The sequence below is a fragment of the Ruegeria sp. CDSC068 genome (assembly GCF_059610545.1).
This window is the reverse complement of record NZ_JBXWNV010000004.1, coordinates 83,812-98,802: the sequence shown is the minus strand read 5'-3', so window position 1 is coordinate 98,802 and position 14,991 is coordinate 83,812. Positions and strand designations below refer to the sequence as shown.

Sequence of the window (14,991 nt, the reverse complement as noted above, 5' to 3'; positions counted from 1 at the left end):
AGCCTGTCGCAACCAAGACAAGAACAGATCCGCTGGAGTGAACATGCTGGGACTCGGAACGCTCGCCAAAAAGGTGTTCGGAACACCGAACGACCGCAAGATCAAGGCGACCCGCCCGCTGGTCGAAAAGATCAATGCGCTGGAACCTGAGTTCGAAAAACTGTCCGATGAGGGCCTGATCGAAAAGACCGCCGAACTGCGTAAACGCGCACTTGATGGTGAGGCGCTGGACGACCTGCTGCCCGAAGCCTTTGCCAACGTTCGCGAAGGTGCCAGACGCGCGCTGGGTCTGCGCGCCTTTGACGTACAGCTGATGGGCGGCGCGTTCCTGCATCAGGGCAATATCTCGGAGATGAAAACGGGTGAGGGCAAGACGTTGGTTGCCACTTTCCCCGCCTATCTGAACGCACTGACCGGCAAGGGCGTGCACGTGGTCACGGTAAACGAGTACCTGGCCAAGCGTGACGCCGAATGGATGGGCAAGGTGTTTGGTGCCCTTGGCATGACCACCGGTGTGATTTGGTCTGGTCAGCCGGACGCCGAGAAAAAAGCCGCCTACGCCTGTGACGTCACCTATGCCACCAACAACGAGTTGGGCTTTGATTATCTGCGCGATAATATGAAAGCGGAACTGGATCAGATTTACCAAAAGTACCACAATTTCGCGATTGTGGACGAGGTCGACTCGATCCTGATCGACGAGGCGCGGACGCCGCTGATCATCTCGGGCCCGTCCGAGGACCGCTCGGACCTGTATACCGCCATCGACGCCCTGATCCCGTCGCTGCAGGATGACCATTTCTCGTTGGACGAAAAGTCCCGGAACGTGACCTTTACGGATGAGGGAAACGAATTCCTGGAACAACAGCTGAACGCCAACGGTCTGATCCCGGAAGGCCATACTTTGTATGATCCGGAAAGCACCACAGTCGTTCACCACGTCAACCAGGGTCTGCGCGCACACAAGCTGTTTACACGTGACAAAGACTATATCGTCCGTGACGGCAACGTCATTCTGATCGACGAATTCACTGGCCGGATGATGCCAGGTCGCCGCCTGTCCGAAGGCCTGCATCAAGCCATCGAAGCCAAGGAAGGCGTGCAGATTCAGCCTGAAAACGTGACACTGGCCAGTGTGACCTTCCAGAACTACTTCCGCCTGTATGACAAGCTGGGCGGCATGACCGGCACCGCGCTGACCGAGGCCGAAGAATTCGCCGAAATCTACGGTCTGGGCGTGGTCGAGGTTCCGACCAACAGGCCGATTGCCCGTCTTGACGAAGACGATCAGGTTTATCGCACTGCCGATGAGAAATACGGCGCGATGATCAATGAGACCAAAGAAGCGCAGGAAAAGGGCCAGCCGGTTCTTTTGGGCACAACCTCGATCGAGAAATCCGAACTGCTAAGCCAGCTGCTGCAAAAGGAAGGCATCGAACATAACGTTCTGAACGCCCGCCAACACGAGCAAGAGGCACAGATCGTGGCCGATGCCGGCCGGTATGGTGCGGTGACCATTGCCACCAACATGGCTGGCCGCGGCACCGACATTCAGCTGGGCGGCAATGTCGAGATGAATGTGCTGCAGGCGCTGGCCGAAAACCCCGAGGCCGATCCTGCCGAGCTACGAGCCAAGGAAGAGGCCCGCCACGCCGAGGAAAAGGAAAAGGTTCTGGCGGCCGGTGGTCTTTACGTCATGGCATCCGAACGTCACGAAAGCCGTCGGATCGACAATCAGCTGCGCGGTCGTTCGGGCCGTCAGGGTGACCCGGGCCGTACCGTGTTCTACCTGAGTCTCGAAGACGACCTGATGCGCATCTTCGGATCAGAGCGGCTGGACAAGGTTCTGACCACGCTGGGCATGAAAGAAGGCGAGGCAATTGTTCATCCTTGGGTGAACAAGTCGCTGGAACGCGCACAGTCCAAGGTCGAAGGTCGCAACTTTGACATGCGCAAAAACGTTCTGAAATTCGACGACGTGATGAACGACCAGCGTAAAGTGGTGTTCAGCCAGCGGCGCGAGATCATGTCGACCGATGACTTGTCCGAGATCGTCTCGGACATGCGCGAACAGGTGATCGACGATCTGATCGACGAACACATGCCGCCAAAAACCTATGCCGATCAGTGGGACACCGACGGTCTGCACGAGGCGATCAAGGAAAAGCTGACCATCGATGCGCCCGTACAGGACTGGGCCGCCGAGGAAGGCGTCGATGATGAACAGGTGCGCGAGCGTCTGGTCAATGCTGCCGATGAGATGATGGCGCAAAAGGCGGCGGCCTTTGGTCCCGAAAATATGCGCAACATCGAAAAGCAGGTTCTGCTGCAGACGATCGACAGTAAATGGCGCGAGCACTTGCTGACGCTGGAACATTTGCGCTCGGTCGTTGGATTCCGCGGTTACGCCCAGCGCGACCCGCTGAATGAATACAAGAACGAGAGCTTCCAGTTGTTTGAGTCCATGCTCGACAGTCTGCGCGAAACCGTGACTCAGCAATTGTCGCGCGTCCGTCCGCTGACCGAAGAGGAACAGCGCGAGATGCTGGCACAGATGCAGGCGCAGCAAGCACAGGCACAACGGGCGGTGGATCAAGCTACCGATAAGGCCGAAGCACTGGCCGAAGCTCAGGCTTCAGGCGATGCACGCCCCGGCTTTGTCGAAGACGATTCCTCGACTTGGGGGAACCCGTCGCGCAACGATCTCTGCCCGTGTGGATCGGGCAAGAAATTCAAACATTGCCACGGCCGACTGACCTGACGTCACCTTGATCAAAACACATTGAGTCCGTTTCACGGCCACATATTGGCCGTGATTCAACTTCAGGATGCGACTCGCTCCTTCAACTGGGGAGGGTGTTTTGTTTGTAATAAAGAATTACGTGACCACTGGCGGCACCGTCGCTTGTGCCTTAGCCATTGGTTACCTGATGCAAAATGGATCGCCAGCGCAATCGGATGGCGCGCAGGCTCCTGTAACTGTGGCTGCCGCCAATCAGTCCTCGGTGATTGCCGGGCTGGAAGGAATTGTTCTGACCTCCTCGCTTCCGGCCGCTGATGCAACCACCGACATCAAGGCATCGCGGCGAGCCCTGCAACCCGCCCGATCGACCCTCTCTGATCAGAAAAGCTGCACTCTCAGTGCCCGCGCAAAATCCGTCCCCGGCGCTGCGGCGCGCCTGACCGTCAAAGCCCCCTGCCACGGCAATGAACGGATCGAAATCCATCACAGCGGACTAACAGTTACCCAACGAACGGACAAAAACGGCGCTTTGGATCTGACGATCCCGGCCCTGTCGGAATATGCGATCTTTCTGATCTCGGTAGATGATCAGACCGGGACCGTAGCCACCACTCACATCCCCGACCTGGCCAACTACAACCGCATCGCACTGCAATGGCAGGGTGAGACAGACCTGCAGATCCATGCGCTGGAATTTGGGGCCAGCTATGGAACCGCCGGACATGTATCGTCGAACCCTGACGCGAAAGGTGCGGGTAAGGTCGTGCATCTGGGCCAACAGGCGTTCGGCGACGCGCAGAATATCGAAATTTATTCCTTCCCTGCAGGCGAAACCAGCCAGACCGGTTCGATCGAACTGACGGTGGAGGCCGAAGTGACCGAGGCAAATTGCGGCCGGGATTTGGCCGTTCAATCACTCGAGCTGCGTGGCGATCGCCGCCTGCGGTCGCGCGATTTGACGCTGCCCATGCCGGATTGCACGCAGGCCGGTGATTTTCTGGTGTTGAATAATCTGCTCCAAGACCTGACAATCGCGGCAAATTAAACCGCAGGCAGGCTCGACTTTCTTATGACATTTTTTCGTGTGGCAGTGGCCACACTGATTTCGGTGACTCTGGCGTCATATGTGCACGCACAGGATATCACGCTGACCTCGCAAGACGGCAAGGTCGAGGTCACAGGCAACTTGCTGAGCTTTGATGGCGAGTTCTATCGCGTGGATACGCAGTTCGGTGAGCTGACAGTGGATGGGTCGGGTGTTACCTGCGAAGGACCCGCCTGCCCCAACCTTACGGATTTCGTGGCCGAGGTTCGGTTCTCTGGTTCCTCCGTCATGGCGGAAAAGGTACTGCCGGCCCTGATCGTTGGTTTCGCCCAGCAAGAGGGGATGTCGGCGACGCCGCAGCGTTTGGATTCGGGCGCATTCACCTATGAGCTTCACCAGACCGGGCGCGATGCTCCTTTGGGACGGTTCTATTTCGCCCCCAACAACACAGGTAGCGGCTTTGCGGATCTGATCGCCGATGAGACCGATATCGTCATGGCACTGCGTGAAATTCGCCCATCGGAACAGGAGGCTGCGCAGACCGCTGGTCTGGGTGATCTGGCAGATGCAAGGCGTTCCCGGGTCATCGCGCTGGACGCGCTGGTCCCAATTGTGGCCCGGGAAAACCCGGCGCGGCAAATTTCGCCCGCAGAACTGATGAGCGTGTTTTCCGGCGAGATCCAAAACTGGTCTGAATTAGGAGGACCCGATGCGCCCGTTTCCCTGCACTTACCAGACGCCGGTTCAGGTTTGGCGCAAGGGGTTGAGGATCGGTTGCTGGCCCCCGCTCAATCCACGCTGGCCGAGGGAATCGTCCGTCACACCCGTAGCAGCGATCTGGTTCGCGCTGTTGCTGATGACCCTTTTGCCATCGGTATCGCCAGCCATGCCGAGGTCGGGCCTGCCCGGGGCCTGCCTTTGACCGGCGGTTGCGGTCACGCGCTGACCGCCACGCGGCAATCCATCAAGACCGAAGACTATCCGCTGACATCGCCGATGTTCCTGTATCTGCCGGAAATCCGCCTGCCCCGCATCGCACGGCAATTCCTGGCCTATTCGCAAAGCGCCGAGGCACAGATGGCGATCCGCGATGCCGGATTTGTGGATCAAGAACCCGAAACCATGCGGATGGGGTTGCAAGGGGATCGTCTGGCCAACGCAGTGGTTTCAGGTGGTGCCGAGGTCGGGTTGGAAGAGTTGCAGCGCATGATCGACACGCTGCGCCCGCAATCGCGCCTGTCGCTGTCGTTCCGGTTCGAGGCAGGTTCCTCAAGACCCGATGCGCAGTCACGCTCAAACATCCGGCAATTGGCCCATGCCCTTGAAACCGGAGCCATCGACGCGCGCAAACTGACCTTTGTCGGTTTCAGTGATGGTGACGGCGCGGCCTCATCCAATGCCAGAATCGCATTGCTGCGGGCAAAAACCGTGCGCAACGCGGTGCTATCGGCGGTAGAAACAGCCATTCCGGATAGCGTCGAGATAGCCGTGGACGCATTTGGCGAGGCGATGCCTATGGCCTGTGATGACACGGACTGGGGTCGCAAAGTCAATCGTAGGGTCGAGGTCTGGGTTCAGTAACCCTTACAAATAGCCCTCGGACCGAAAGCTCAACTCATTCGATTTGCCAATAATCAGATGGTCATGCAGCGTCAGGCCCAGCGCGACGCAGGCATCCTGAATTCGGTTGGTCATATCGATATCCGATTGCGAAGGTGTCGGATCGCCCGATGGGTGATTGTGTACCAAGATTAGCGCCGAGGCATTCAGCTCCAGCGCGCGTTTGGCTACCTCACGCGGATAGACGGGAACGTGGTCGACAGTGCCTTTGGCCTGTTCTTCATCCGCGATAAGTACGTTCTTGCGGTCAAGGTAGAACACGCGAAACTGCTCAGTCTCGCGATGCGCCATCGTCGTATGGCAATAATCCAGCAGCGCGTCCCAGCCTGATACGACGTGCCGTTGCATGACCCGCGCGCGGGTCATCCGATGGGCACACGCTTCAAGGATTTTCAGGTCGGTGATCACCGTATCGCCTACGCCTTTGATTTGCCGCAGCCGTTCTTCGGGTGCGGTCAGCACGCGGTTAAAGTCGCCAAACGTATCCATCAGCGCACGGGCCAGGGGTTTGACATCCTGCCGGGGGATTGAGCGGAACAGGGCAAGTTCCAACAATTCGTAATCCGGCATTGCCGCCGACCCACCAGACATGAACCGTTCGCGCAATCGTTTGCGGTGATCTTTGATATACGACGGCAAGCGACCAGACGGCAGCGGTTGCACCGGGGCTTCGTCGGTTTCAAACAGCATCGGGGCTTCGGCAAAGGCGTCCTGAGTCATTGGACCACCGTGCCGCAGAATCGGTTTCTGAATGGTTAACGCGTCTCACCCGCAATGCCTGCAGTTGCCCGTCGGACAACCATGTGCAACAGGATCGAAAACACCCCCAACGTCAGCATCGCCGCAAACATCAAATCGGTTTTGGCCCGCCCATTGGCTAGCAGCATTAGGTACCCCAATCCTTGCGACGACCCGACCCATTCGCCGATCACCGCTCCGATCGGGGCATAGACGGCCGCCAGCCGCATGCCCGAAGCCAATGAGGGCAAAGCTGCGGGGATACGAATGTGCCACAACAAGGCGCGCCGGCTGGCCTGCATGGTCCGCGCCAGATCAAGAAATCCGGGCGGCGTGCGCATCAACCCGTCAAAAAAGGAAGAGGTGATCGGGAAATAGATGATCAGCACTGCCATCGCGACCTTGGACCACAGACCATAGCCCAGCCAAAGCGTCAGCAACGGCGCCAGCGCGAAGACCGGCAACGCCTGCGTGAACACCAGCATCGGCTGCACCAGCACCCGCGCGGCGCGGGAATTCGCCAGTTGGAGCGCGGTAACGACCCCCAATACCGTCCCGCAGGCCAGGCCGATTATGACCTCAACGGCCGTGACCCATGTGTGCTCAGCAATGATCCAGCGGTTTTGCCACCAGGTCTCAGCCACCAAAGCGGGGCCCGGAAGGATGAATTTCGGAAGGCCGGTTGCCGAGACGATTGCCTGCCAGATTGCCAACGCGAACAGAGTGGCGGCAAGGCCCGACAGCAGTTTCATGCCGCCTCCTCCCGCAACAGCCGCAGTAGCGCGCCTTGCGTTTCCAGCGTTTCCAGATCGTCCACCTTGCGCGGGGCCGGTGCGTGTGGGGGCTGGCAGGGCGTTATGCCGTTCTGCGTCATGACCACGATGGATTGACCCAACCGCGCAGCCTCGCCCGGATCATGGGTGACCAGCAGAACAGTTCGGCCCTGTAACGCTTCGGCCGCAAGGTCCTGCATATCCGCGCGGGTGCGGGCGTCCAGGGCCGAGAACGGCTCGTCCAGCAGAACGATGGGCCGATCCTCCATCAACGTGCGGGCCAGAGCCACGCGTTGACGTTGCCCACCAGAGAGTTCGCCGGGCTTCTTCGTCATATGATCCTGCAGGCGCATCCGTTCGATCAGCTGATCACAGCGGCGCAAATCTGGCTTTTCTCCGCGCAACCGCGCACCCAACAAGACGTTCCGCGCCACAGTCGCCCAAGGCAGCAACAGATCGTCTTGCGCCATGTAGGCTACCCGCTCCCGCACAGATTGCCCGTCACTGGCGGTAATCTGACCGGTGAACTCTGCGCCAGTGTCCAAGCCAGCAATCAGGCGCAGAATGGTGGTTTTGCCGACCCCCGATCCACCCAGCAGACACGTCCACCGCCCTGCTGCAAGCGTCAGGGTCAATCGCGCGAACAATAACGCGTCGCCAATCGCAGCCGAACCACGGACGGTCAGATCGGGGGCTGGGGTCATGGGGTCAGGCCCATTTGCCAAAAATTGACCTCTAACTCGGTCGCGGTACGGAAGGTGTGGCACAGACGAGTCCAACGCGGGGATGCTTCGAAATTCTCGCCAATACGCCTCGTTAGAGCCATATCCAACAATTCTCCAACCGCCACGCAGGCATCTTGGTAGTCATCGCTGGCATAGGTGGCGATCCAATCGCGATAGGTGTCAGACGTCGCCTCGGTCGCCAGTCTTGTGCCAATCTCACCATAGCCCATCACACAAGGCGCAAGCGCCGCCAGCAGGTCCAGCAAATCGCCGCTGAAACCGGCCTCAAGCACGAACCGCGTATAGGCGAGGTTCTCGGCACGTTCCGGCGTGGCAAACAGCTGGTCCTGCGGGATGCCTTCAGCCTCGCAGATCCCGATATGCAGCTTCATCTCTTCGCTGATCAGCCCATTCACGGTGCGCGAGGCTGCCAACATTTCCGCATGTGTTTCCGATTTCACGACTGCCAGCGCCCAGGCGCGCGAGAAATGAATCAGGAACACATAATCTTGCCGCAAGTAATGCAGAAACGCCGCACGCGGCAGAGTTCCGTCCTTCATCCCTTCGACAAAGGCATGACGGGTGTAATCCCGCCATGGCCCCTGCGCGGCATCGCGCATAAGCGCAAATGCTTTGCCATAGTCGCTCATTGCACGGTCACATCTACTGAGATGTCGCTGACCGGATTGATGCTGTCGATCATGCCGCTGTCTTTCAGGAACGCCTCGAAACGGGCATAGCGACCTGCATCAAAGCCCGCCGGGCGCAGCGCGAAGCGGGGCAGTGTATCCACCCAAGCGCGCGCGTTCAGTTCATCCTGCAGTTCGGGTGAGGTGGCGGCAAAGATATCCCAGCTTTTTTCCGGGTTGTTAACGATGAACTGGGTCGCCTTTTCGGTCGCAGCCAGGAAACGGGCGACCTTGTCGGCATCCATCGTGTCGGGATTGGCGACATAGATCAGCTCATCATAAGACGGTACCCCTTCTTCCTCGATGTAGAAACAACGGCCCGCGACGCCTTCGATGTCCATCTGGTTCAGCTCAAAGTTCCGGAAGGCACCGATCACCGCATCCACCTGTCCCGTCATCAGCGAGGGCGACAGCGAGAAATTGACGTTGACCATCTCAATATCATCCAGCGCGACATCATGGGCGTTCAGCATGGCGCCCAGAACGGCCTCTTCAACGCCCGCGACCGAGAAGCCGATTTTTTTGCCCTTGAGGTCGGCGAGCGTTTTGATCGGACCGTCCTGTAGCACCAGCAGGCAGTTCAACGGCGTCGCGACCAAGGTGCCGACGCGCTTCAGCGGCAGGCCCTCATGGATTTGCAGGTGAAGTTGCGGCTGGTAGGACACCGCCAGATCAGCTTGCCCGGCGGCAACCAGACGCGGAGGGGCCGATGGATCCGCGGGTGGCACAATCTCAATTTCCAGCCCCTCGTCGGCAAAGTATCCGTTCTCTTGCGCCACGATGATGGGCCCGTGGTCGGGGTTAACGAACCAGTCCAGAAGAACGGTCATCTTGTCTTCGGCCCAGGCCGGCGCGGCGGCCAGCAGGGCAATTGCTGTCATCAGCTTTTTCATATCTCGCGTATCCTTTTCGTTCACGAGGTTGAGGCCGCGACGAGAACGATCTCGCCCGGCCAATCCGGTTGCAATTTTTCGGCAGTACGCCACGCACGCAGACCAGTGGCGCAGCACAGTGCCAGCCTTTTGTTTTTGTTAGGCTCTGGTTTTACCAATTCAGAAGACCCGCGGAGCGCTTTGGGATGAATGGGTTCAGGGGCCTCATCCGGGCTGCGCAACTCGATGATCAGATCATCGGTGGTCAATTGGCAGACCGACACAAACGGGAAGTGATGGTTGGGCTCGGGCGCGTCGTCAAAGCGGAACGTGCTGTTTCGCATCGTGCGAGCATCGAACTGAACCATCTGCCCCAATGGCGAAGGGTCCAGCCCAAGAATAGCGCTCAGCGCCATTTGCGCCTGCATTGCGCCAATCATTCCGACGACCGGACCCAACACACCAGCAGTGGCACAGCTTTCACCGCTGCCCGGCGCGTCGGGAAAAACCGCCCGCAAAGTTGGGGCACCGCCGCAAAAACCGCCGACATAACCAGACAACCCCAGGACCGAGGCACTTATCAACGGTTTGCCCAGCGCGTGACACGTATCCGACAGCGTATAGCTTGCGGCATAACTGTCCGCGCAATCGAGAATGACGTCGGCTTGTGAGACAAAACGTTGCGAATTTGAATTAGTTAGAGCTTGATTATTCGTAGAGATCGTAATTTCAGAGTTTATGTCCTGACACCGCTCAGCCGCGACTTCGGCTTTGGGGCGGCCACAGTCCCCTTCAGCAAACAAGGTCTGGCGATGGAGGTTCGACAGGGCCACTTCATCGGAATCCATGATGGTCAAATGTCCGACCCCTGCACCAGCCAGCAGAGGCAAAACCGGTGCTGCCAGCCCCCCGGCCCCCACCACAAGAACCCGCGCGCCGGACAGGCGGGCCTGTCCACGCGCGCCGACCTCCGGCAGGATCATCTGACGGGCGTAGCGGCTCATGTGGTGACCTCGATCCACGCACGTACGCGGGCTTCTGGGTCTGCATTCAAGGTGATGTCTGTCACGACTGAGACAATGTCCGCCCCGGCCTGCAACACACCCGGCACGCGCTCGACACTCATCCCGCCAATACCGACCAAAGGGACTTCCCCCACGCGCGCTTTCCATTCAGTGACACGCGGCAGGCCCTGTTGTTCCCATTTCATCTTTTTCAGGATCGTCGGGTAGACGGGACCAAGCGCGACATAGTCGGGGTTCATGGCCAAAACACGCTCAAGCTCGTCATCGTCATGGGTCGAGACACCCAGTTTCAGCCCTGCGCGTCGGATTGCCTTTAGATCTGCGTCATCCAGATCCTCTTGTCCCAAATGAATCCAGTCGCAGCCCGCCTCAATGGCAACCTGCCAATGGTCATTCACCACCAGAACAGCCCCATGCGCACGGCACAGATCCCGCGAAACCGCGATCTGTTCGCGTACCACCGTGTCCGGTTGATCCTTGATCCGCAACTGCACCAGTTTCACGCCCAAGGGCAGCATCCGGCGCAGCCAGTCGGAATGGTCGAAGATTGGATAAAACCGGTCGAGGTTCATGACAAAAACGCCTTTCCAATAACAGGGGTCGAGGGTTCGGCCATATCGCGCGCTTCGATCGGGTCGGCCTGATAGGCCAATCGCCCGGCCTCGATGGCCAGCTTCATCGCCTTGGCCATTGCGGCGGGATCGCCGGCCCGTGCCACCGCGGTGTTCAGCAGAACGGCATCATACCCAAGCTCCATCGCATGTGCGGCGTGGCTGGGCAGGCCGATACCAGCGTCAATCACCAGTGGTATTTCGGGAAACTCAGCGCGCATTGCGCGCAGGGCGTATTCGTTGTTCAGACCGCGGCCCGAACCAATCGGGGCCCCCCAAGGCATCAGAACTTCACACCCTGCCGCCAAAAGGCGCTCACCCACGATCAGGTCGTCCGTGGTGTACGGAAACACCTCGAACCCGTCTTCGCTCAGAATGCGCGCGGCCTCGACCAATTGGAACACGTCGGGCTGCAGGCTGTCGGTATGCCCGATCAGTTCCAGCTTGATCCATTTGGTGTCAAACACCTCACGTGCCATATGGGCGGTGGTCACAGCCTCTTTCACCGTATGGCAACCTGCTGTGTTGGGCAGGATAAGAACGCTCAGATCGCGGATCATCTGCCAAAAGGTTTGTCCTGCGCCTGCTTCGCGTCGCAAAGATACGGTGGCCACCCCGGCCCCGCTGTCCCGAAATGCCTGTTCCAAGATTGCAGGGCTTGGATATTGCGCGGTGCCCAGCATCAGCGGGTTCGGCAGTGATGTGCCGTAGACGGTCTTCATCGCTCACCCCCCCTGCATCGGGGCGACGACTTCGATCCGATCGCCATCCTTGATTTTACGGGCCTTGCGCAGGCTCGAAGGCACAAAACCCTCGTTCACAGCCGTCGCCACCCGGCCCGAAAACCCGCATTCCTGCAAAAGGCCGGAAAGAGTTTCGGCCTGCACGTCGCGCATCTCGCCGTTAAGTACGATCTTCATCGACCATCTCCGAATGTTTGTTGTCCAACGCTAGGTCAGCCACGCCCTTGGCCAGTGCAGGGGCCAGCAAGTAGCCGTGGCGGTAGAGGCCGTTGGCGTAGATTGTCGGTCCCAGTCGCCGAATACGCGGCAGGTTGTCGGGGAAAGCGGGACGCAGATCGACGCCGATTTCCAACACTTCAGCCTCGCCAAAGGCGGGGTTCAGGGCGTAGGCTGCGCTCAGCAACTCAAGCATCGAGCGTGCGGTAATTCGGCTGCTATCCTCGGATTCGATCATTGTCGCGCCCAGCATGTAGACGCCGTCGCCGCGTGGAACGATATACAGCGGCACGCGTGGATGAAGCAGGCGTATAGGCCGGGTCAGTGTCACGTCTGGGCACCGTATCACCAGCATCTCACCCTTCACGCCGCGCAAGTCCTGCAGATATTCGCGCGCGTGCAGACCTCGGCAATCAATGGCGTTGTCCAATCCCGTCGGAGCGCGCGCATGATGGAATTCAACACCGTGATCCTGAAGCTGGTGTGACAGATCCAACAAGGCTTGACGCGGGTTCAAATAGGCCTCGGCATCAAAGTAGAGACCCTTTCCGAAACCGTGAAGATAAGGCTCTAATTCGGCGATTTCGCCGGTATCAACTTCGGAAAACCCCTCAGTTCTGCGGGCGAAACGACGCAGATCCGGCAGGTCCCGTGGGTTAGCAACAACCAGTGTGCCGCGCCTGTGGACCTGAGTTCGCTTGGCCCACCAGTCGATTGCCAATTGCCCCAGACGCAGGACAGGTTCCTCCGCGTTTTCATACTCGCACCACGGTGCCAACATTCCGCCCGCCCACCAGGAGCAGCCATGCGGCCCTGGTCCACCGCCGGGATCAAACACCTGAACCTTGGCCCCGCGCGCGACAAGTTCGGACGCGACGGCCAACCCGGCCACACCTGCCCCTATGATCGACCAGACGGTCACGCGGGCCAAACCTGATGGAAGTGATGAACAGGTCCGTGACCTTGCCCGATGTTTAAAGCATCGGCCTGAGCGATGGCGCCCTGCAGATAGTCATGTGCTTGCGCCACGGCTTGGGTTAGCGAAAGGCCCTTAGCCAACCCGGCCGCTATGGATGAGGACAGGGTGCATCCGGTTCCGTGGGTGTTGCGGGTCTGTCGGCGCGGCGCTTGAAACTGAGCAATCACGCCCGAATGTGAGATCAATATGTCATGGCAGATGTCACCCTTGCCGTGACCGCCCTTCATCAGAACCGCACCAGCGCCAAGTGCACACAGATCTTGCCCTTGTGCGATCATCTGTTCGAGGCTGTCCGCAGACTCAGAGCCCAGCAGGCAGGCTGCTTCGGGCAGGTTTGGCGTTAACACGGTCGCGCGCGGCAACAATACGTCGCGCAGGGTTTGCACCGCCTCTTCTGCCAACAACGCATCGCCGGATTTCGCAATCATGACCGGATCCAAAACTACCGGCCCATCAAATTCGGCGATACTGTCTGCGACACATTGGATGATCTGAGGGGTCGCCAGCATTCCTATCTTGATCGCGCCAACATCCAGGTCGGTCAGAACAGCCTCGATCTGGGCTGCAATGACGTCCACAGGGATGCTATGCACCGCCGTAACTGCGCGAGTATTCTGCGCCGTCACTGCGGTAATCACACTGGCACCGTAGACGCCAAGCGCCGACATGGCCTTGAGGTCTGCCTGAATTCCGGCCCCTCCGCCGCTGTCAGATCCTGCGATTGTTAAGGCAATGGGTGCCATGTCGTTGCTCCGGTTCAAAATGGGCAACGGGCATGGAAAACGTCTAAGCACTATAAGACCGTTCCCTACGCCGGTATTGCCCGGATCAGGTTCGATGGGTTAGCGCATTCACGCCTCTCAGCCCCCAAACAGGGCACCCCAACGGTTGGGGCGACACTCTCAGGGGATGGTGGGGGAATCAAGGGCCAATTTTGGTGCAGATTACGGTCAAACTGGACTTATGAAATGCAAAAGCCGGCCTCAACGGACCGGCTTCTGTTTGATGTTCATGTGTGCAGGTTCAGCCCTTCATACCGTCCCAAAATGACTTGACGGACGAGAAAAAGCTTTTTGATTCCGGGTGGTTGTCTTCGCCCAGATCGTCGAACTCACGCAGAAGCTCTTTTTGACGGCTGGTCAGATTGACCGGAGTTTCAACGGCCAGTTCGATGAACATATCGCCAACGCCACCGCCGCGAAGGGCGGGCATGCCTTTGCTGCGCAAGCGCATCTGACGTCCTGACTGGCTGCCAGCTGGAATTTGCACGCGACCACGGCCACCGTCGATGGTGGGCACTTCGATCGAACCGCCCAGCGCTGCCTTGGCCATGCTGACCGGAACGCGGCAATACAGGTTTACGCTGTCGCGCTCGAACAGCTTGTGGTCCGAAACTTCGACAAAAATATACAGGTCGCCCGGAGGACCACCGCGCATCCCGGCCTCACCTTCGCCCGCAAGACGGATGCGTGTGCCGGTTTCGACACCAGCCGGAATGTTGACGGACAGCGCGCGTTCTTTTTCGACGCGCCCGGCGCCGCCGCATGATTTACAGGGGTTCTTGATAATTTGACCCAGACCCGAACAAGTCGGACACGACCGTTCAACTGTGAAAAAGCCCTGTTGCGCCCGCACTTTCCCCATGCCCGAACAGGTCGGGCAGGTTGTGGGCTCAACCCCGCCTTCCGCACCCGAGCCGCCACAGGCCGAGCAGGCCACGGCAGCAGGCACGTTGATCGTCTTTTGCAGGCCAGAGAATGCTTCTTCCAGGCTTACACGCAGGTTGTAACGCAGGTCTGACCCGCGCGCGGCCCGTCGACCACCCCCGGTAGCACCGCGCTGACCACCCATAAAATCGCCGAACAGGTCATCGAACACGTCCGAGAAGGCACTGGAGAAGTCGCCCTGCCCGCCAAATCCGCCGCCGGGACGACCACCGCCGCCCATACCGTTTTCAAACGCGGCATGACCAAAACGGTCATACGCGGCCTTTTTTTCGGCATCGCGCAAGACGTCGTAAGCTTCGTTCGCTTCTTTGAACTGAGCCTCGGAATCCGGGTTGTCCTTGTTACGGTCGGGATGCAATTCCTTGGCTTTCGTGCGAAAGCCCTTCTTGATCTCGTCCGCTGATGCGCCCTTGGACACGCCGAGCACATCATAGTAGTCGCGTTTTGACATCAGTATTTCCTTCTGCCGCAACGTAATCGGGCCG

The 14,991-nt window shown here is 59.1% G+C and carries 15 protein-coding genes and 1 riboswitch; of the genes, 3 read left to right on the top strand and 12 right to left on the bottom strand.

All coding sequences use genetic code 11. From position 1 onward, the window contains the following. Positions 1 to 43 precede the first annotated feature (43 nt). The 3 genes from secA (at position 44) to AC2FID_RS09755 (ending at position 5,369) form a co-directional block, all read left to right on the top strand. A complete protein-coding gene (gene secA, locus AC2FID_RS09765) occupies positions 44 to 2,761 on the top strand; it encodes a preprotein translocase subunit SecA (RefSeq protein ID WP_496836578.1) in 2,718 nt (905 codons plus the stop codon). Between the two features lie 100 nt (positions 2,762 to 2,861). After that, positions 2,862 to 3,788 carry a hypothetical protein gene (locus tag AC2FID_RS09760; RefSeq protein ID WP_496836576.1) on the top strand — a complete coding sequence of 309 codons (927 nt, stop codon included), beginning with the start codon at positions 2,862 to 2,864 and terminating at the stop codon, positions 3,786 to 3,788. Between the two features lie 24 nt (positions 3,789 to 3,812). After that, complete coding sequence (locus tag AC2FID_RS09755) at positions 3,813 to 5,369, top strand: phosphate ABC transporter substrate-binding/OmpA family protein (protein WP_496836574.1); 1,557 nt, start codon at positions 3,813 to 3,815, stop codon at positions 5,367 to 5,369. Between the two features lie 3 nt (positions 5,370 to 5,372). Here the strand turns inward: AC2FID_RS09755 and radC are convergent, their stop codons facing one another. The 12 genes from radC to dnaJ all read right to left on the bottom strand — a co-directional run bounded on the left by radC (position 5,373) and on the right by dnaJ (position 14,957). Continuing rightward, the gene (gene radC / locus AC2FID_RS09750) at positions 5,373 to 6,128 is read right to left on the bottom strand and encodes a RadC family protein (protein WP_282119755.1); all 756 of its coding nucleotides are present in this window, start codon (positions 6,126 to 6,128) and stop codon (positions 5,373 to 5,375) included. A gap of 35 nt (positions 6,129 to 6,163) precedes the next feature. Next, positions 6,164 to 6,898, bottom strand: coding sequence for an ABC transporter permease (locus tag AC2FID_RS09745; protein WP_496836572.1), 735 nt, complete (start codon positions 6,896 to 6,898; stop codon positions 6,164 to 6,166). Beyond that, entirely contained in the window at positions 6,895 to 7,623 is a 729-nt protein-coding gene (locus AC2FID_RS09740; protein WP_108860562.1) for an ABC transporter ATP-binding protein, read from the bottom strand. The genes AC2FID_RS09745 and AC2FID_RS09740 overlap by 4 nt, the downstream gene beginning before the upstream one ends. Continuing rightward, positions 7,620 to 8,294: a thiaminase II gene (gene tenA / locus AC2FID_RS09735; RefSeq protein WP_496836570.1), complete on the bottom strand. Its 675-nt coding sequence runs from the start codon at positions 8,292 to 8,294 to the stop codon at positions 7,620 to 7,622. Before tenA ends, AC2FID_RS09740 begins: the two co-directional genes overlap by 4 nt. Further along, positions 8,291 to 9,226, bottom strand: coding sequence for an ABC transporter substrate-binding protein (locus AC2FID_RS09730; protein ID WP_108860560.1), 936 nt, complete (start codon positions 9,224 to 9,226; stop codon positions 8,291 to 8,293). Before AC2FID_RS09730 ends, tenA begins: the two co-directional genes overlap by 4 nt. 20 nt (positions 9,227 to 9,246) lie before the next feature. Continuing rightward, on the bottom strand, positions 9,247 to 10,209 hold the full coding sequence (locus AC2FID_RS09725; protein ID WP_496836568.1) for a HesA/MoeB/ThiF family protein: 963 nt from the start codon (positions 10,207 to 10,209) through the stop codon (positions 9,247 to 9,249). Next, a complete protein-coding gene (locus tag AC2FID_RS09720) occupies positions 10,206 to 10,802 on the bottom strand; it encodes a thiamine phosphate synthase (protein ID WP_496760750.1) in 597 nt (198 codons plus the stop codon). The genes AC2FID_RS09725 and AC2FID_RS09720 overlap by 4 nt, the downstream gene beginning before the upstream one ends. Beyond that, on the bottom strand, positions 10,799 to 11,563 hold the full coding sequence (locus AC2FID_RS09715; protein WP_496721320.1) for a thiazole synthase: 765 nt from the start codon (positions 11,561 to 11,563) through the stop codon (positions 10,799 to 10,801). Before AC2FID_RS09715 ends, AC2FID_RS09720 begins: the two co-directional genes overlap by 4 nt. A 3-nt stretch (positions 11,564 to 11,566) precedes the next feature. After that, on the bottom strand, positions 11,567 to 11,761 hold the full coding sequence (gene thiS / locus AC2FID_RS09710) for a sulfur carrier protein ThiS (protein WP_496721321.1): 195 nt from the start codon (positions 11,759 to 11,761) through the stop codon (positions 11,567 to 11,569). Further along, on the bottom strand, positions 11,745 to 12,722 hold the full coding sequence (locus AC2FID_RS09705; protein ID WP_496721322.1) for an FAD-dependent oxidoreductase: 978 nt from the start codon (positions 12,720 to 12,722) through the stop codon (positions 11,745 to 11,747). The genes thiS and AC2FID_RS09705 overlap by 17 nt, the downstream gene beginning before the upstream one ends. Continuing rightward, entirely contained in the window at positions 12,719 to 13,522 is an 804-nt protein-coding gene (gene thiD, locus AC2FID_RS09700; protein WP_496836565.1) for a bifunctional hydroxymethylpyrimidine kinase/phosphomethylpyrimidine kinase, read from the bottom strand. Before thiD ends, AC2FID_RS09705 begins: the two co-directional genes overlap by 4 nt. A gap of 45 nt (positions 13,523 to 13,567) precedes the next feature. Continuing rightward, positions 13,568 to 13,673, bottom strand: a riboswitch (TPP riboswitch). Positions 13,674 to 13,802: 129 nt separating this feature from the next. Next, complete coding sequence (gene dnaJ / locus AC2FID_RS09695; RefSeq protein WP_496836564.1) at positions 13,803 to 14,957, bottom strand: molecular chaperone DnaJ; 1,155 nt, start codon at positions 14,955 to 14,957, stop codon at positions 13,803 to 13,805. Between the last annotated feature and the right edge of the window lie 34 nt (positions 14,958 to 14,991).